General features: G+C 34.9%; 17 protein-coding genes and 1 rRNA gene. All 18 read left to right on the top strand.

Annotation, left to right across the window (positions count from 1 at the left end; all coding sequences use genetic code 11):
- Positions 1 to 18: 18 nt before the first annotated feature.
- A complete protein-coding gene (locus tag BHF71_RS01075; protein ID WP_069655845.1) occupies positions 19 to 483 on the top strand; it encodes a threonine/serine exporter family protein in 465 nt (154 codons plus the stop codon).
- Positions 467 to 1,837 (top strand): tRNA lysidine(34) synthetase TilS, encoded by a 1,371-nt coding sequence (tilS, locus tag BHF71_RS01080; protein WP_069655846.1) that lies wholly within the window; start codon positions 467 to 469, stop codon positions 1,835 to 1,837. Before BHF71_RS01075 ends, tilS begins: the two co-directional genes overlap by 17 nt.
- 70 nt (positions 1,838 to 1,907) lie before the next feature.
- Positions 1,908 to 2,447, top strand: a complete 540-nt coding sequence (gene hpt / locus BHF71_RS01085) for a hypoxanthine phosphoribosyltransferase (protein WP_069655847.1) — start codon at positions 1,908 to 1,910, stop codon at positions 2,445 to 2,447.
- A gap of 65 nt (positions 2,448 to 2,512) precedes the next feature.
- Positions 2,513 to 4,441 (top strand): ATP-dependent zinc metalloprotease FtsH, encoded by a 1,929-nt coding sequence (gene ftsH / locus BHF71_RS01090; protein ID WP_069655848.1) that lies wholly within the window; start codon positions 2,513 to 2,515, stop codon positions 4,439 to 4,441.
- A gap of 102 nt (positions 4,442 to 4,543) precedes the next feature.
- Positions 4,544 to 6,223, top strand: coding sequence for a formate--tetrahydrofolate ligase (locus tag BHF71_RS01095; protein ID WP_069655849.1), 1,680 nt, complete (start codon positions 4,544 to 4,546; stop codon positions 6,221 to 6,223).
- A 175-nt stretch (positions 6,224 to 6,398) separates the two neighbouring features.
- Positions 6,399 to 7,169 carry a type III pantothenate kinase gene (locus BHF71_RS01100; RefSeq protein WP_069655850.1) on the top strand — a complete coding sequence of 257 codons (771 nt, stop codon included), beginning with the start codon at positions 6,399 to 6,401 and terminating at the stop codon, positions 7,167 to 7,169.
- A gap of 101 nt (positions 7,170 to 7,270) precedes the next feature.
- Positions 7,271 to 8,146, top strand: a complete 876-nt coding sequence (gene hslO, locus BHF71_RS01105; protein WP_069655851.1) for an Hsp33 family molecular chaperone HslO — start codon at positions 7,271 to 7,273, stop codon at positions 8,144 to 8,146.
- A gap of 16 nt (positions 8,147 to 8,162) precedes the next feature.
- Complete coding sequence (locus BHF71_RS01110) at positions 8,163 to 9,065, top strand: peptidyl-prolyl cis-trans isomerase (protein WP_069655852.1); 903 nt, start codon at positions 8,163 to 8,165, stop codon at positions 9,063 to 9,065.
- A gap of 177 nt (positions 9,066 to 9,242) precedes the next feature.
- On the top strand, positions 9,243 to 10,739 hold the full coding sequence (locus BHF71_RS01115; RefSeq protein ID WP_084024060.1) for an anthranilate synthase component I family protein: 1,497 nt from the start codon (positions 9,243 to 9,245) through the stop codon (positions 10,737 to 10,739).
- Positions 10,736 to 11,332 carry an aminodeoxychorismate/anthranilate synthase component II gene (gene pabA, locus BHF71_RS01120; protein ID WP_069655853.1) on the top strand — a complete coding sequence of 199 codons (597 nt, stop codon included), beginning with the start codon at positions 10,736 to 10,738 and terminating at the stop codon, positions 11,330 to 11,332. The genes BHF71_RS01115 and pabA overlap by 4 nt, the downstream gene beginning before the upstream one ends.
- Positions 11,313 to 12,182: an aminodeoxychorismate lyase gene (gene pabC, locus BHF71_RS01125; protein WP_069655854.1), complete on the top strand. Its 870-nt coding sequence runs from the start codon at positions 11,313 to 11,315 to the stop codon at positions 12,180 to 12,182. The genes pabA and pabC overlap by 20 nt, the downstream gene beginning before the upstream one ends.
- A 3-nt stretch (positions 12,183 to 12,185) precedes the next feature.
- A complete protein-coding gene (folP, locus tag BHF71_RS01130; RefSeq protein WP_245683799.1) occupies positions 12,186 to 13,385 on the top strand; it encodes a dihydropteroate synthase in 1,200 nt (399 codons plus the stop codon).
- Between the two features lie 15 nt (positions 13,386 to 13,400).
- A complete protein-coding gene (folB, locus tag BHF71_RS01135; RefSeq protein WP_069655855.1) occupies positions 13,401 to 13,766 on the top strand; it encodes a dihydroneopterin aldolase in 366 nt (121 codons plus the stop codon).
- Positions 13,763 to 14,251 (top strand): 2-amino-4-hydroxy-6-hydroxymethyldihydropteridine diphosphokinase, encoded by a 489-nt coding sequence (gene folK, locus BHF71_RS01140; protein WP_069655856.1) that lies wholly within the window; start codon positions 13,763 to 13,765, stop codon positions 14,249 to 14,251. Before folB ends, folK begins: the two co-directional genes overlap by 4 nt.
- Positions 14,252 to 14,295: 44 nt before the next feature.
- A complete protein-coding gene (gene dusB, locus BHF71_RS01145) occupies positions 14,296 to 15,282 on the top strand; it encodes a tRNA dihydrouridine synthase DusB (protein WP_069655857.1) in 987 nt (328 codons plus the stop codon).
- Positions 15,283 to 15,517: 235 nt separating this feature from the next.
- A complete protein-coding gene (gene greA, locus BHF71_RS01150) occupies positions 15,518 to 15,994 on the top strand; it encodes a transcription elongation factor GreA (protein ID WP_069655858.1) in 477 nt (158 codons plus the stop codon).
- A 33-nt stretch (positions 15,995 to 16,027) separates the two neighbouring features.
- Positions 16,028 to 17,521: a lysine--tRNA ligase gene (gene lysS / locus BHF71_RS01155; protein ID WP_069655859.1), complete on the top strand. Its 1,494-nt coding sequence runs from the start codon at positions 16,028 to 16,030 to the stop codon at positions 17,519 to 17,521.
- Between the two features lie 421 nt (positions 17,522 to 17,942).
- Positions 17,943 to 18,102 (top strand): 16S ribosomal RNA (locus tag BHF71_RS01160); the annotation flags it as partial.

An 18,102-nucleotide genomic window follows, 5' to 3' on the forward strand; every position in this document is an offset into this window, starting at 1 on the left:
AGAAGTGTGTGATGGATAATGATATTTCTAGATTTAGATTTAAAACCATTATATTCTAGCTTAATAGCTACAATGGCATTTGGAATTATTTTTAACGTACCTAAAAAAACTATCACTAGCGGTGGGATCATAGGTATGTTAGGTTGGTCAATATATACTTGGCTAATAGATGTTCTTAAATATGAGATGGTATCGGCTACATTAGTAGCAGCTTTTTTTGTAGCAAATTTTAGTCAAGTATTGGCTAGATATCATAAAATTCCTGTTACTGTTTTTAGTATTTCAGGTATTATACCTCTCGTACCTGGTGGTTTGGCATATGATACTATGCGGAATTTTGTGGAGAATGATTATTTGACTGGAGTAAGGTTGGGAACAAAAACCTTATTAATCTCAGGGGCAATTGCTTTTGGACTAATTATTTCAGGGGTAATATCACAGACCATAAGAGGGAAAGAGCGTAATTATGTTAAAGAAAGTTGAAAAAACAATTAAATCTTATCAGATGGTGGATAATAATAAACCGATTATCATAGGGGTATCAGGTGGTCCTGATTCCATGGCTCTTTTAGATGTTATGTCCAAAATATTGACTAATAAGCTAATTGTAGCTCATCTAAATCATCAATTTAGAGGTAGAGATGCAGAAGAAGATGCAGAGTTTGTAAAAAATGAATGCGAAAAAAGAGGGATTAAAGTCGTAGTGAAATCAATAAATGTTCCTCTTTATATGAAAAGGACAGGGCTTGGTGCCCAAGAAGCAGCTAGAGAAGTGCGGTACCAATTTTATCGTGACGTGGCGAGAGAATGGAATGCTAGGATTATTGCTTTAGGACACCATGCTAATGACCAAGCAGAAACCATTATGATGAGAATAATTAGAGGGACAGGAATTCATGGGCTAGCTGGCATTCCCTATACCCGTGATTTTGAAGGGCTTAAGATAGTAAGACCATTATTAGATGTAACTAGGGAAGAGATAGAAAATTATTGTAAAAAAAATTCCATTTCTTACAGGACAGATAAGAGTAATTTTTCAACGAAGTATTTTCGAAATGAAGTAAGGTTAAATATCTTACCTTATTTAGAAAAATATAATTACAAAATAACTTCTCATCTACATCAAATTGCAAAAGTAATTCAGGATGAGGATAGATATCTTAATAAAATAGCAGAGGAATTTTTAGCAGAAAATATGATTAATGAACGAGGTGATACTAATAGTCTAAATATATCATCCCTGCAAAAACTGGATATTGCTTTACAAAGAAGAGTCATTTATCTAATATTAAGGTATCTAAATTTAAATCAGGAGCTAACCTATATCCATATTGATGGGATTATGCGTTTAATAAATCAAAAACATCCATCAAAGTCTATCGATTTACCTGGTGTACGGGTGTATCGGGATTATGATCAAATTATTTTTACTCCAGTAAAGGAACGGGGAAATAAGCCATATTCCTATCAACTTACCGTTCCGGGTGACGTAGAATTAGATGAGGTTAACAAAAAAATTATAGCCTATGTTACAAAAAAACCTGAAGAACCATCTGGAGTATGGGCTGTGTTTGATTATAATCAATTAAAAAATAAGAAATTAATTATTCGTTCCCGTAATGCTGGTGATCGTATAGAAATACTGGGATTAGGTGGTTCTAAAAAAGTAAAAGACATATTTATTGATGAAAAAATATCAAAGGAGTATCGTGACTTACAACCGATCCTTGAATGTGATGGTGAAATACTTTGGATTCCTGGGATCAGAAGGTCAAAGCATGCTCTGATTTCTGAATCGACAGAAGATTTTCTTTATGTGGTTTTTATTGATCAATAATAAATATAAAAACATAATAGCTGTAATTATAATTTGAAAATCTAAAATAGTGTAATACAGGAGGATGATTATGGAAAACGACATCAAAGAAATATTAATTACAAAGGAAGAAATCGAGGCAAAAGTAAAAGAACTTGGAGAAACTTTGAGCAAAGAGTACCAAGGCAAAACACCTTTGATGGTATGTATATTAAAAGGTGCTGTTTTATTCATGGCTGATTTAGTTAGGAACATGGATATTGAAGTGGAAATGGACTTTATGGCTGTTTCAAGCTATGGTAAATCAACAGAATCATCAGGTGTAGTTAGAATCTTGAAAGATTTAGATACAACTGTGGAAGGAAGAGATATTATTATCGTTGAAGATATAATCGATAGTGGCTTAACTTTGAGTTATTTGGTTGAAATGTTAAAGGGTAGAAACTTAAACTCCATCAAAATCGTTACATTATTAGATAAGCCACATCGCAGAAAGGTAGATTTGAAACCTGATTTAAGTGGATTTACCATACCTGATGAGTTTGTAGTGGGATATGGCTTAGACTATGCTGAGAAATATCGTAATATACCATACATAGGCGTTCTTAAACCAGAAGTGTATTCAGGTTAATGCACCTATTGTTAGTAGTTATTCTTTTTGGTACAATATTGTAAGTGTATGAGAGGAGGCAAGAAATGAACCGTTATTTAAAAAATACTGGTTTTTATTTACTGATTTTCCTGCTTACAGTTGGAATAGTGAGCTTTTTTACAAAGCCGAATATTACGACGGAACAGATAACTTTTTCACAATTTCAAGAAGAGTTAAAGGCAGGAAAATATAGCGAAGTTACTGCCAGACCCGATGGTTTGACGTACCGTATTGAAGGAACTTATGCAAAAAATGCTGAAAATAAAAAACGTTTTTATACAAATGCTCCTTTTAGCGAAGGATTTTTAGATGATTTAACTAGTGCTCCAGTCAAGTTGACCTTTTTAGAACCAAAAAGGGATTCGATTTGGATTACTTTTTTAACATCTATAATACCTTTTGTCCTCATATTTGTTCTTTTCTTTTTCTTACTTAATCAAGCCCAGGGTGGCGGAAGTAAAGTAATGAACTTTGGTAAAAGTCGAGCACGTCTATACAATGAAGAAAAGAAGAAAATTACATTTAAGGACGTTGCTGGTGTAGATGAAGAAAAAGAAGAATTAATTGAGGTAGTTGAGTTTCTTAAAGACCCGAGAAAATTCACTTCACTAGGGGCTAGAATTCCAAAGGGAGTTTTATTGGTTGGACCTCCTGGTACTGGTAAAACTTTATTGGCAAGGGCTGTAGCTGGAGAGGCAGGTGTGCCATTCTTTAGTATTAGTGGTTCTGATTTCGTGGAGATGTTTGTGGGTGTAGGTGCTTCTAGGGTTCGTGATCTATTTGAAAATGCTAAGAAAAACGCTCCATGTATCATATTTATAGATGAGATTGATGCCGTTGGTCGTCAGCGTGGTGCTGGTTTGGGTGGTGGCCATGATGAAAGGGAACAAACCTTAAACCAGTTACTTGTTGAAATGGATGGTTTTGGAGTTAACGAAGGAATTATCATGATGGCTGCAACTAACCGGGCAGACATCTTAGATCCGGCTTTACTAAGACCAGGGCGTTTTGATAGGCAAATCATCATCGATCGTCCAGATGTAAAGGGACGTGAAGAAGTATTAAAGGTACATGCTCGGAATAAACCTTTAGCTAAAGATGTGGATCTTAGTATAATTGCTAGAAGGACTCCAGGTTTTACTGGAGCTGATTTAGAAAATCTGCTTAATGAAGCAGCATTGTTAGCAGCAAGAAGAGATAAAAAAGAGATAACTATGTCGGAGATTGATGAAGCTATCGATCGTGTCATTGCTGGACCTGAGAAAAAAAGCAGAGTTATCAGTGAGAAAGAGAAAAAAATTGTCGCTTATCATGAAGCAGGACATACTATAGTTGGATATCATCTTGAAAATGCAGATCAAGTTCATAAAGTGACAATTGTGCCAAGGGGCAGTGCCGGCGGGTATACTGTTATGTTACCAAAAGAAGATAGATTTTTCATGACTAGACCGGAATTGTTAGATAAGATTACCGGACTACTTGGTGGTCGTGTTGCTGAAGAAATCATCCTTGGAGAAGTAAGTACAGGTGCTCATAATGATTTTGAGCGCGCGACTGAAATAGCTAGACGAATGGTTACAGAGTTTGGTATGAGTAATTTGGGACCGATGCAATTTGGGAAAGGTAGAGGAGAAGTATTTTTAGGAAGAGATTATACACGCCAACAAAATTATAGCGATAAGATTGCATACGAAATTGATCTAGAGGTAAAAGCGATAATTGAAGAAAGTTACAATAGATGTAAACAGGTATTAGAAGATCATAAGACGGAGCTAGAATTAATAGCTCAAACATTGATTGAGAAAGAAACTCTAAACGAACAAGAGATTAAACAACTTATCGAAAGTGGTAAATTGGAAAATCAAAAACCTGAACCAGATATAAAAGTTCAAATTCAAGGTAAGGAAAACCGTTCTGATTCAGAATTGAACTTTAAAGATGAAAAAACCATAGATGATTTTTTCGATGATTAAAAATTTTTTGACGCTTCTTAAGCGTCTTTTTTTTGTTTTCGTTGAGGTTTTGGTTATAATTGTATATGATACAGGAGAGAGGAAATTTAAAGGGGTGATTTTATGGAGAACTTTTTAAGTGATATTGAGATTGCTCAAAGAGCAAAAATGAAACCTATTAAAGAGATTGCAGAAGAAATTGGAATTCTAGACGAAGAATTAGAGTTATATGGAAACTATAAGGCGAAGGTTTCACTTGAAATTTTAAAACGCTTACACGACAGAAAAGATGGTAAGTTAATCCTAGTAACGGCCATTAACCCTACACCGGCAGGGGAAGGTAAGTCTACGGTGACTGTAGGTCTTGGCCAAGCGTTTAATAGGATAGGTAAGAAGGCAATAATCGCTTTACGAGAACCATCATTAGGACCTAGTATGGGAATTAAAGGTGGAGCTGCTGGTGGTGGTTATTCTCAGGTTGTACCGATGGAAGACATAAATTTGCACTTTACTGGGGATATTCATGCGATAACAACAGCTCATAATGCTTTATCAGCAATAATAGATAATCATATTCATCAAGGAAATCAATTAAATATTGACCCAAGAAGAATTATTTGGAAAAGAGTTGTTGACCTTAACGATAGGGCTCTAAGAAAGATTGTCGTAGGACTAGGTGGACCAATTCAAGGAGTACCAAGAGAAGATGGATTTGATATAACAGTTGCTTCGGAAGTTATGGCAATTCTTTGTTTATCTAACGGTTTACAGGATCTTAAAGAGAGATTAAGTAGGATAGTGGTGGCTTATACATATGATAGAAAGCCAGTAACTGTGGCCGATTTAAATGCACAAGGGGCAATGGCATTACTACTTAAAGATGCGATAAAGCCAAATTTAGTTCAAACATTAGAAAATACACCAGCTCTTATCCATGGAGGTCCATTTGCCAATATTGCTCATGGTACAAATAGTATACTTGCTACAAAGATTGCTTTAAAACTAGCTGATTATACAGTTACAGAGGCTGGTTTTGGTGCTGACTTAGGTGCTGAAAAGTTCTTCCATATTGCTTCACGTTATGGAGAGTATAAACCTAATGCTGTGGTTATTGTTGCTACAGTAAGGGCATTAAAAATGCATGGTGGCGTAGCAAAAGACGACTTAATGGAAGAAAATATTGATGCCTTAAGAAAGGGATTTGTCAATCTACAAAAGCATATGGATACCATAAGAGAATTCAATTTACCATTTGTAATAGCTATCAATAGATTCCATACGGACACTGAAAATGAGCTTCAAGAATTAAAGCAATTGATTGAAGCTGAAGGTGTACCGGTGGCCATTTCAGAAGTATGGGCTAAAGGTGGAGAAGGTGGGATAGAGTTAGCTGAGAAGCTAATAACAACAATTGAAGAAAATGAAAAAGAACATTCTGAATTATATTCTTTAGACGATTCTATCGAGGCGAAGATTGAGAAAATTGCTAAGTCAGTCTATGGAGCAGATGGTGTAGAATTTACAAGTTCAGCCAAAAAACAAATTGCCCAATTTAGTAAAAGAGGATGGGATAAATTGCCAATATGCATGGCTAAGACCCAATACTCTTTATCTGATGATCCAAAATTATTGGGTAGACCTAAGGGATTTAAGATTACAATTCGTGAGTTAAGACCGTCAATCGGGGCAGGTTTTATCGTTGCATTAACCGGTGATGTTATGACTATGCCGGGACTACCGAAAAAACCTGCGGCATTAAATATGGATATTGATGAAAATGGTGTGATAAAAGGATTATTCTAGATTAAACTGAATTAATGTCAAACTTATTAAAATCACCCGTTAGGGTGGTTTTTCTTTGTCGCTTAGGAAATTAGTGTTTTTTATTTTTGTGGTTAATTTTTTTAAAATGTTGATTAAGTAACTTCATATTGGTAAGATAAGTCATGAAAAGAAGATGAAAGTTAAGGTGAAGCAGATGATCCTTGTGATCGATGTTGGAAATACAAATATCGTTTTGGGAGTCTACAAAGGACAACATTTAGTAGAATATTGGAGAGTAGCTACGGATCGTAACAAAACAGAAGATGAATATGGGATGTTAATCAAGCAATTATTCGAATATCATAGTCTATCATTTAGTGATATTGATGGGGCCATCATTTCATCAGTTGTTCCTCCATTAATTGTCACTCTAGAAAAAATGGTAAAAAAGTATATCAAGAAGACACCATTGGTTGTGGGACCAGGAATTAAGACTGGAATTAAAATCAATATGGAAAACCCAAAAGAGGTTGGAGCGGATCGCATAGTTAATGCTATTGCTGCTATTGAAATCTATGGCACACCTTTAATAATTATTGATTTTGGGACAGCAACAACATTTGATTATATCGACAAAAACGGGGCTTATCAGGGTGGAGCAATTGCTCCGGGGATCTATATATCCACAGAAGCACTATATCATAAAGCGGCTAAACTGCCTCGTATTGAGTTAGTAAAGCCGCCCAATGTGGTTGCTAAAAATACTGTAAATGCAATGCAATCTGGAATTATTTATGGCTTTGCTGGACAAGTAGATGCTATAGTTGAAAGAATGATAAAGCAGTCTCCAAATAAACCTAAAGTTGTTGCCACGGGTGGCTTAGCTAATTTGATAGCTAGTGAATCAAAGACTATTGAAGTCGTTAATTCTTTATTAACACTAGAAGGATTGAGGATTATTTACAATCGAAATAAGAATAAGTAAGAATAGTTTAGAAGGATTCCCAAGTGCTGGGGTCCTTTTATAATTAATAAGTTCATTGATTAGAATAGCTATTGTTATTGACTTTTTGAGGAGGATTAAAGATGAAAGACTATTTAGTTAAAGCATTAGCTTTTGATGGTAAAGTAAGAGTTTACGTAATAAATTCAACTGAATTAGTGAGTCAATTACAAAAGAGCCATGACACTTGGCCTACTGCTAGTGCAGCTTTAGGAAGGGCTGCAACAATAGGAGCTATGATGGGTGCCATGCTTAAAGGTGACGAAAAGTTAACCATTCAGATAAAAGGTGATGGACCGATAGGTCAAATAGTAATAGATGCCAATAATAAGGGTGAGGTGCGAGGTTACGTTACTAATCCAGTAGTAGACATACCGAAGAATAAAAAGGGAAAATTAGATGTTGCTAGAGCTGTTGGAAAAGGAAATATATACATTATTAAGGATTTAGGCCTAAAGGAACCTTATAGGGGAAGTATTCCTATCGTATCAGGGGAATTAGGGGAAGATTTCACTTACTATTTTGCTCACTCTGAACAAACTCCTTCAGCTGTAGCAGTGGGTGTTTTGGTAAATAAGGATTATTCCATAAAGGCAGCAGGTGGGTTTATTATTCAAATTTTACCTAATATAACTGACGAAGAGATCAGTTTGATAGAAAGGACCCTGGAAAATTTTCCTCCTGTATCAAGCTTAATTGATCAAGGGTTAACGCCTGAAGATATTTTGGAAAAATTGTTTGCAGATCCAGTTCAGATACTTGAAAAAATGGATATTCAGTTTAAATGTAATTGTTCAAAAGAAAGAATCAAAAAAGTATTAATTAGTTTAGGTAAAGAGGAAATTGAAGATATGATAGAGAAAGAAGATGTAGTGGAAGTAGTTTGTCAATTTTGTAATACGAAGTACCACTACAATAAAGAGGAGTTAGGTAAGCTTTTAGAAGCTTTGGGCTCATAGCAAGGAGTTGGATAGAATGTCAAGAGAAAAGATCTTAATAGGGATCATCGTGTTATTAATAGGTACGATTATCACAGGATACCTATGGCTTAATAATGGCAATCAATCGCCAAGTGCAGTTGCTGTGGTAAATGGCAAAGAAATTACTTATGAAGAATTTATAAATGAATTAAAAAGATTATATGGAAAAGAAGTATTAAACGAAATGATCAATCGAAAAATTATCGTTGAAGCCGCAAACAGATATGGTATCAAGGCTAGTCAAGATGAAATTCAGCGTCAGTATGCAGAGTTAAAAAAAGATTATAATTCCGAGGAGGATTTTGTAGGTTACTTAAAGGAACAGGTGGGCTGGACGAAGGAACAATTACTTGAATATATAGAATACTATATTCTTTGGGAAGAGTTAGCAACTAAAGATGTGAATATATCTGAAGAACAGATTAAAGATTATTATGAGAATAATCGTTCACAATATGGTATCCCAGAAAGGTTCCGTATTCAGCAGATTGTAGTTGCCACTGAAGAAGAAGCAAACCAAGTTGTTAATGAATTAAATAATGGGTCTGATTTTAATACTCTGGCTAAGGAACGTTCAATCGATATGTTAACTTTAGGTAATGGCGGAGATCTAGGGATGGTCACAATAGACGACCCTTCGGTTGATCCTGCAATATTAAATAAGGCAAAAGCTTTAGAAATCAACGAAATTGCCACAGTTCCCATAGATAGTGGATATGCGATTATTCGTGTTGTCGATCATAAAGATGCCGTACAATATACTCTAGAAGAGGTCAAAGATCGAATAAGAAGGGAAATAGCGCTAAGCCAAGGTAATTCTTTGCCTGAGGTATTAGAGCAACTAAAAGCAGAAATGAATGTTCAAATATTAGACGATATAATAAAAAATATTGATTAAAAATGAGGTCAACTTTTGTTGGCCTTTTTTGTCGCATTTTGTTCATGGTTTTAAAATTCGGATATGTTCTTTAGGGTTTTTTATACTCCTATAAAAATGTATACTTAAGTTTAGATAATGCAGTTAGAATCCTCTCTAATTAATTTGAGACAATGTTAATGTAAATGGAGTGAAACTATGAACTATCCGTCTTATGAGCAATTAGAACAACTTTTTAATAATGGTTTCCGATATTTGCCAATTGGGATAAAGAAAAAATTTGTAACCTTTGATCCGATAAAATTGTTTCAAAAAGTCAATAGTAATGGAGAATATAGTTTTATATTTGAAAGTGGGAGAATAGGACGTTACACCTATATCGGTGGAGATCCAGTATTGGTTATCAAAGGTAAGGATTATCAAATAGCAAAAATAAACCGGGCAGGAGACGAAGTAATATATTATGGAAATCCTTTAGAAATTCTAAAGGGAGTAATGGATGGCTTTTCTGTACCTAAGATAAAAGAATTACCAAAATTCTTTGGTGGAGCGATCGGTTATCTTAGTTATGATATGGGAAAGTATTTCGAGAAGTTACCAGAAATAGCGACTGATGACGTAAAGGTGCCTGACTTGTATCTTATGATTATCGATAAAGTATGGATATACGATAATCAAGAACAGGAACTTCATTACGTGGAACTTGTACATTTTGAAGATGGAGATTCATTAAAGGAGATATATGATTTTCAACTAAAAAAATTACTGCAAGTTTGGGATGATACCCTTTCCAATATAGACGAGAATACTTCAAATATTAAAATTTATAATGGCAAGGTAGATCGTTCTATCATTTCTACATCTTTTACAGAGGAAGGTTTCATAGATGCGGTTAAGAAAGTCCAGGATTACATCGCTCAAGGCGATGTGTTTCAAGTTAACCTATCTGTTCGTCAATCAAGAAGATTAAACAGTGATGGATTTAACATTTATCAACATTTGCGTTTGATCAATCCTTCTCCATACATGGGTTACATCAAATTTCCAGATGTGCAATTGGTTAGTGGTTCTCCCGAACTTTTAATAGAGGTATCAGATGGTTATATCCAAACCCGTCCGATTGCAGGAACGAGACCTCGGGGAAGAGATGAGCATGAAGATGAGATGTTGGTAAAAGACCTATTAGGAAACGAAAAAGAAACAGCTGAACATGTAATGCTTGTCGATTTAGAGAGAAATGATTTAGGGAGAGTTTGTAAGTTTGGGACTGTCAAAGTAAATGAATTTATGGTTGTCGAAAAATACTCCCACGTCATGCACATTGTTTCCAATGTGATAGGGCAGATAGACGATAAAAAAGATATATATGATTGTATTAGAGCAACTTTTCCGGGAGGGACTATTACGGGTGCTCCAAAGATTAGAACGATGGAAATTATTGAAGAATTGGAGCCAGTTAAAAGAGGACCGTATACTGGGTCGATGGGATGGATCAGTTTTAGTGGTGACTTAGAGTTAAATATTTTAATAAGAACCTTGCTGGTTAAAGATGGGGTCGGTTATATTCAAGCTGGTGCAGGAATAGTAATTGATTCAATACCTAAGAATGAGTATATCGAGTCCTTAAACAAGGCTGAAGCTTTATGGAGGGCTGTAGAGAGCAGTGAAAAAGCGATAAAGGAGACGCGACCATGATTTTAGTTATAGACAACTATGATTCTTTTACCTTTAACTTAGTACAATATTTTGGGGAATTAGGTGAAGATCTTGAAGTTAGTCGCAATGATGAAATAACTTTATTAGATATCGAGAATAAAAACCCCAATTATATCGTTATCTCTCCGGGACCCTGTACCCCGGATGAAGCGGGGATTAGTTTAGAAGTCATCAAACATTTCTCTGGCAGAATCCCTATATTAGGAGTGTGTTTGGGTCATCAAGCGATAGCCCAAGCCTTTGGTGGTAAAGTAGTCCGTGCAGAAAAATTAATGCATGGAAAAACCTCAATAATCTACCATGATCAAAAAACGATATTCAAAAATATTCCTCAAGCATTCAAAGCCACAAGATATCATTCTCTAATCGTTGATGACAAGAGTTTATCTCCTGAATTTGAAGTGTCGGCTAAAACTAATGCGGGAGAGATAATGGCGATTAGACACAAAGAATACCCTTTAGAAGGTGTTCAATTTCATCCGGAATCAATTTTAACAGAATATGGTAAAGAATTGATTAAAAACTTTATTAGTCATTATGCGAGGGTACCCTATGAAATGGATATTAAATGAACAAATTGTTGAGGAAGACCAGCTATCAATATCCGTTAAAGATCATGGATTTCTATACGGAGTAGGATTATTTGAAACTTTTAGAGTATATGATGGTACTCCGTTCTTATTTCAAGAGCATATTAAGAGGTTAAAAGAGGGACTTAGCCTTATCGGAATAGAGAGTAAAATTGATCAAAACAAAATGTCTCAGGACTTAAACCGGTTGCTAGAAATTAATAATTTAAATGACGCTTATGTGAGGGTAACTGTAACAGCAGGGACCGCTCCATTGGGATTACCTAACCAAAAATATGACAAACCAACAATATTATGGCAAATCAAACCTTTACCGCCGTTTAGTGATGAGCCGTCTATGGGGAAAAATGCTATCATTCTAAAAACCCCTAGAAACTTAGCTGAAACTAGAATTAGATTAAAATCAATAAATTTTTTAAACAATGTAATTGCCAAACACGAAATCATAGACTTAGAAAATTATGAAGGGATATTTTTAACTCATGATGGTTACGTGGCCGAAGGGATTGTGAGTAATATTTTTTTTGTGAAGCAGGGGAAAGTGTACACTCCTTCATTGGATGCTGGGATTTTAAATGGTATTACAAGACAACAAATTATTTCTATATGTGAACAAAATAATATATCGCTTATGGAAGGATTGTTTTCTCCTGAAACATTGATTGAAGCTGATGAAATTTTTATTACTAACTCTATTCAAGAAGTTGTACCAATTCTTAAGTTAAATGAACGAGAATATTTTTTTGACATGAATACACTAACATACTCTATAATCAAGGCCTATAAAGATTCAATAAAGCAAACCATCATTAACAACAAAGGAAGTGAATGAGAAGTGAATGACTTAAAATATAATACCCACCTTATTAAAGTCGATTCATCGGCTAAGTTAAAAGAAGAAATGAATAAAATTGGCGCTGATAATGCCGGAATTAATGTAATGCTCCCAAAGGGAGAGATGCTGCTGATTAAGGTACAAAGGGTTCCATTAGAAGCGGCAAACATATTGAAACAAGAATTGCTATCTAAAAATGGCGAAGCAGTTTTACATAGAGGGGTTTCAAACTTAACCGAGGAAGTTTCTGATGTTTTATTAATGGCTACCAAAAAACAGTTTATTGAAGTTATAAAAAAATTGAAGGTTCAGCCCTTCGGGTTAAAACAAATTGCTAAAGAGATTGAAGATGTACTTAAAATGAATGAAAGAAGCAATCAGGAAAAAGTTCTCGATTGCAGAGGAATCCCATTATCAATAGGAGAAAAGACATTAGTTATGGGTATACTAAATGTTACCCCAGATTCCTTTTCAGATGGTGGGAAATTTAACGACTTAGAAGCGGCCATTAACCAAGCAAAAAAAATGGTTGAAGAGGGAGCAGATATTATTGATGTAGGGGGAGAATCTACCCGTCCTGGACATCAAGCTGTTCCTTTAGAAGAGGAATTAAAAAGGGTAATCCCAATTATAGAGAGGTTATCACAGGAGATATCGGTACCGATTTCTATTGATACTTATAAAGCGGAAGTAGCTAAAAGAGCAATTGAAGCTGGCGCACATATTATTAATGACGTATGGGGATTTAAAAGGGATCCTGATATGGCAAATGTTGCTGCAGAACTAGAGGTACCCGTTATCTTGATGCATAATCGTGAGGATAGAAACTATCAATCCCTAATGGATGATATAATTGCTGATTTAAGGGAGAGTATTGATATTGCGATCAAAGCCGGTGTTAAGGATGATAATATTATTCTTGATCCGGGAATTGGATTTGCAAAAACCTACGAACAAAATTTAGTCGTTATGAATCGTCTTGATGAGATTGTGGCATTAGGGTATCCGGTTTTATTGGGCACTTCTAGAAAATCAATGATCGGTTTAACATTAGATTTACCTGTTGATCAGAGGTTAGAAGGAACTGCAGCTACAGTTTCAATAGGTATTGCAAAAGGTTGTAAAATCATGAGAGTTCATGACGTAAAAGAAATAAAAAGGGTTTGCAAAATGATGGATGCCATTATTTATATCAAATAAGATGGGGAGTTAGTAATGGACAAAATAATATTTGAAAAAATGCAATTCTACGCATATCATGGTGTATTTGAAGAAGAGAATCGCTTAGGGCAAAAGTTTGAAGTTGATTTAGAAATGTTTTTGAATTTAAAAAAGGCTGGAAAAAGTGATTGTCTAGAGGATACGGTTAATTATGCAAAAGTTTATGAACTTGTAAAAGATTTACTTATGGGTAAAAGAAGAAAATTACTAGAATCTTTAGCCGAAAGTATTGCGGAAGAATTATTAGCCTTATTTCCATTAGAAGAGGTTATGGTAAGGGTAAGAAAACTTCAGCCACCAATCCCTGGACATTTACAAAGTGTTTCAGTAGAAATTAGAAGGAGTGCTGACGATAGATGATCCAGGTCTTTCTAGGATTAGGTTCAAATATTGGTGATAGATACCAAAATATGAAAGAAGCTATCTTAACTTTAAACGGGCATAAAAGTATTGAATTAATCAAAGAATCTTCTATATATGAAACAGAACCATTTGGATTAAAAGAACAACCTGACTTTTTAAATATGGTTATTGAGATCAATACGATTTTATCCCCGGAAGAACTCTTAGAATATATTCACGAGATAGAACACAAATTGGGAAGGAAGAGGGAAGTTCACTGGGGACCAAGAACAATCGATATTGATATTTTGCTATATGGTGATAAAATAATTAGAAGTCAAAATTTGCAAGTTCCACACCCATATTTATCACAACGATTGTTTGTACTTGTACCTTTATCTGAAATTTATAAAGGTGGTATTCCAGGTGAAGAATTGTCTATAGAGCAATTAATAAAGCGCCTAGACAGTAGTGAAAATGAAGTTAAGCTTTGGATACCATAGATCAAACTTAACAATATACTATATTAGACACCAGGGGGGTATAAATGAGAATAGGTGATGTTCAATTAGAAAATAATGTAATATTGGCTCCGATGGCGGGGATTAATAACAAAGCTTTTCGAGTCATAGCCAGAGAGTTTGGAACAGGTCTGATCACGACAGAAATGATAAGCGATAAAGCAATACTTCAAAAAAATGAACGAACTTTAAAAATGATCGAGATAGATGATAATGAGAGACCTTTGAGTTTACAAATCTTTGGTGGCGAAAAGGAAAGCTTAGTTGAAGCTGCTAAGGTTATTGATGAGGGAACAAAGGCTGATATTATTGATATTAATATGGGTTGTCCGGTTCCTAAGGTGACTAAAAATGGCGCAGGTGCTAAATGGCTTCTAGATCCTTTAAGAATTGAAGATGCAATCAAAGCGATAGTTAAAGCTGTGAAAAAACCTGTTACTGTCAAGATGAGAACCGGATGGGATGCTGAACATATCTATGTAATTGAAAATGCTAAGGCTGTTGAAAGTGCTGGTGCAAGTGCTGTGATCATTCATGGTAGGACTAGGGAACAGATGTACTCTGGTAAGGCGGATTGGAATTTAATCTCCAAAGTTAAAGCAACTGTTAAGATTCCAGTGATAGGAAATGGAGATATATTTTCACCTGAAGATGCCAAGAGGATGATTGATCAAACCGGTGTTGATGGGGTTATGATTGGTAGGGCTGCTTTAGGTAATCCTTGGATTTTGTATCGGACTGTGAAATATCTAACTACAGGCATCCTTTATCCAGAACCTACTCCAAGGGAAAAAATAGATGTTGCCTTTGTTCATCTTGACAAACTCATAGAGCTAAAGGGTGAGTTATTAGGGGTTAAAGAAATGAGAAAACACGCTGGATGGTATCTAAAGGGTTTACCACAGGCGGCTAAAGTACGTGAGATGATCAATAAAATAGAATCAAAAGATGAAATGAAGCAATTATTGATGGGTTATGTTAAGGAGTTAGAAGCTAATACTGCAATTTTTTAGATTTTTTTGGATTTGGTTGACAATTAAAAATGATTGCAATATAATACCTCCATCAGATTAATAAATTTTTAATATTGGCATGGTAAACCAAAGCTTTGAAGCTTCTTTTTTCTTAACCAGAAGAAGCTTTTTGTTCTATCTTTATTATTTTTTTCACATCTTGATTTAGCTCGGATATTTTATTTTTAAAAACATATAATTGGTACTGAAAACTTTTCATAAAGGGGAATTATTTATGGCTGATAAAGAGGTTATTTTAACACCTTCTGGTTTAAAGAAACTTGAAGAGGAATTAGAGTATTTAAAATCCGTCAAGCGTCATGAAGTAGCGGAAAGAATTAAAACAGCGATTGGATATGGTGACATAAGCGAAAATTCAGAGTATGATGACGCTAAAAATGAGCAGGCATTTATTGAAGGAAGAATAATCACTTTGGAAAAAATGCTAAGAAATGCTCGAGTTATCAATGAAGATGAAGTAGAAACTGATGTTGTAAGTGTTGGTTCAACCGTGAAGTTAAAAGATCTAGAATATAATGAAATAGTTGAATACACAATCGTAGGCTCTGCTGAGTCTGATCCTATGGCTAATAAAATTTCTAATGAATCACCAGTTGGTAAAGCACTATTAGGTAAACAAAAGGGTGCAATTGTTGACGTAAATGTTCCAGCTGGAATAATTCAATATGAAATTTTGGATATTAAAAAATAATACAATGAAAATTTTATATATGGAGTTGGTAGTATGAGCCAAGAGGTAGTCGATTTAAATGATCTGCTTCTTGTGCGGCGTCAAAAACTGGCCGAATTGAGAGAACTAGGTTTTGAACCATTTGGCTACAAATATGAAAGAACGCATACAGCACAAGAAATATTAGATGAGTTAAACCAATTTAGTAAAGAAGAAATTGAATCAAGAGATGTAAATGTTAAGATTGCTGGTAGGGTAATGTCGAAACGTCTGCAAGGAAAAGCTGGTTTTGCTCATATTCAAGATGTTAGTGGTAGAATCCAAATCTATATTAGAAAAGATCAAGTAACTGAAAATGAGTTTAAAGTATTTGATCTATTGGATTTAGGAGACATTATTGGTGTCGAAGGAAAAGTTTTCAAAACAAATAAGGGCGAAACAAGTATCAAAGTCTACAAATTACACATTTTATCAAAATCATTATATCCATTACCTGATAAATTTCACGGATTAAAGGACGTAGAACTAAGGTATCGTCAAAGATATATAGACCTAATTGTTAATCCCGAAGTTAAAGAAACATTTATTATGAGAAGCAATATTATTAAAGCCTTGAGGAAATATTTCGATCAATTAGGCTTTATAGAAGTAGAGACCCCGACTATGCATGCTATTGCAGGTGGGGCTTCAGCAAGACCATTCATTACTCATCATAATGCACTTGATATGCAATTATATATGAGAATTGCACTAGAATTACACCTAAAACGTTTAATCGTTGGTGGAATGGAGAAAGTGTATGAAATTGGAAGAGTCTTTAGAAATGAAGGCATTTCTACGAGACATAATCCTGAGTTCACCATGTTAGAGCTTTACGAGGCATATGGTGATTACAAGAGTATTATGGAATTGACAGAAAATGCTATTGCTTATGTAGCAAAAGAGGTACTTGGAACAACCAAAATCGAATATCAAGGGCAGGAAATTAATCTTGATCCTCCATGGGAAAGAATTTCAATGGTAGATGCAATAAAGAAATATGCTGGCGTAGATTTAAGTGGCCAAATGTCTGATGAAGAAGCTCGTAGATTAGCTAAAAAATATAATATACAGATCGAACCACATATGACTTACGGCCATATCGTAAATGAGTTTTTTGAACAATTAGTTGAAGAAAAATTGGTTCAGCCAACTTTTGTTTACGGTCATCCAGTTGAAATTTCACCTTTGGCTAAGAAAAATGATAAAGATCCAAGATTTACTGATCGTTTTGAATTATTTATTGTTAGCAGAGAGCATGCAAATGCATTTACTGAATTGAATGATCCGATTGATCAAAGGGAGCGTTTTGAATCACAGTTAAAAGAACGTGAATTGGGTAATGATGAAGCTCATGAGATGGATGAGGACTTTATCCATGCATTAGAAATCGGTATGCCCCCAACGGGTGGACTAGGAATAGGTATAGATCGACTTGTAATGTTGTTGACTAACCAACCTTCAATTAGAGATGTATTATTATTCCCGTTGATGCGTGAGAGGGATTAAGAAAATATGAAGGGTTGACCGAAGGAGAAAATCAATTCCTTTTAGGTTAACCCTTTTCTTTATCTTTCGGGAAATCACGCTTATACGAATACAATAATCAAAGATTGGCATTTTTGTTCTAAATAAAGAATGAAGAGATAATAACAAATCAGATAGTTAAACAATGATTTAAAATAAATTTAAATAAGTTATTGACAATAGGTAATTGATAGTGTAATATATCTCTTGTCGCTTCTTTTTAAGGATTAACGACTTATAATGAAACGATTAAATTTAACAAAAAAATGTTGACAAACGCCAACAAGATATGATAAAATGTTAAATGTTGTTGGAATTGCTCTTTGAAAACTGAACAGTGTAACAAGCCAAGCGTGCCACAAGGAATTGTGGGACCAAAGTCAAAGAGAGCTAACTCAAACTTTTTATGGAGAGTTTGATCCTGGCTCAGGACGAACGCTGGCGGCGTGCCTAATACATGCAAGTCGAGCGAAGTTTATGGGAGCTTGCTCCTAATAAACTTAGCGGCGGACGGGTGAGTAACACGTGGGCAACCTGCCTGTAAGACTGGGATAACCCCGGGA

The sequence above is a fragment of the Vulcanibacillus modesticaldus genome (genome assembly GCF_001730235.1).
In the GTDB taxonomy this organism is placed as follows: domain Bacteria; phylum Bacillota; class Bacilli; order Tepidibacillales; family Tepidibacillaceae; genus Vulcanibacillus; species Vulcanibacillus modesticaldus.

Bases quoted from the DNA above. Each gene is read 5' to 3' on its own strand.
- BHF71_RS01075 (WP_069655845.1), top strand. From the start codon at position 19: ATGATATTTCTAGATTTAGATTTAAAACCATTATATTCTAGCTTAATA.
- tilS (WP_069655846.1), top strand. From the start codon at position 467: ATGTTAAAGAAAGTTGAAAAAACAATTAAATCTTATCAGATGGTGGAT.
- hpt (WP_069655847.1), top strand. From the start codon at position 1,908: ATGGAAAACGACATCAAAGAAATATTAATTACAAAGGAAGAAATCGAG.
- ftsH (WP_069655848.1), top strand. From the start codon at position 2,513: ATGAACCGTTATTTAAAAAATACTGGTTTTTATTTACTGATTTTCCTG.
- BHF71_RS01095 (WP_069655849.1), top strand. From the start codon at position 4,544: ATGGAGAACTTTTTAAGTGATATTGAGATTGCTCAAAGAGCAAAAATG.
- BHF71_RS01100 (WP_069655850.1), top strand. From the start codon at position 6,399: ATGATCCTTGTGATCGATGTTGGAAATACAAATATCGTTTTGGGAGTC.
- hslO (WP_069655851.1), top strand. From the start codon at position 7,271: ATGAAAGACTATTTAGTTAAAGCATTAGCTTTTGATGGTAAAGTAAGA.
- BHF71_RS01110 (WP_069655852.1), top strand. From the start codon at position 8,163: ATGTCAAGAGAAAAGATCTTAATAGGGATCATCGTGTTATTAATAGGT.
- BHF71_RS01115 (WP_084024060.1), top strand. From the start codon at position 9,243: ATGAACTATCCGTCTTATGAGCAATTAGAACAACTTTTTAATAATGGT.
- pabA (WP_069655853.1), top strand. From the start codon at position 10,736: ATGATTTTAGTTATAGACAACTATGATTCTTTTACCTTTAACTTAGTA.
- pabC (WP_069655854.1), top strand. From the start codon at position 11,313: ATGAAATGGATATTAAATGAACAAATTGTTGAGGAAGACCAGCTATCA.
- folB (WP_069655855.1), top strand. From the start codon at position 13,401: ATGGACAAAATAATATTTGAAAAAATGCAATTCTACGCATATCATGGT.
- folK (WP_069655856.1), top strand. From the start codon at position 13,763: ATGATCCAGGTCTTTCTAGGATTAGGTTCAAATATTGGTGATAGATAC.
- dusB (WP_069655857.1), top strand. From the start codon at position 14,296: ATGAGAATAGGTGATGTTCAATTAGAAAATAATGTAATATTGGCTCCG.
- greA (WP_069655858.1), top strand. From the start codon at position 15,518: ATGGCTGATAAAGAGGTTATTTTAACACCTTCTGGTTTAAAGAAACTT.
- lysS (WP_069655859.1), top strand. From the start codon at position 16,028: ATGAGCCAAGAGGTAGTCGATTTAAATGATCTGCTTCTTGTGCGGCGT.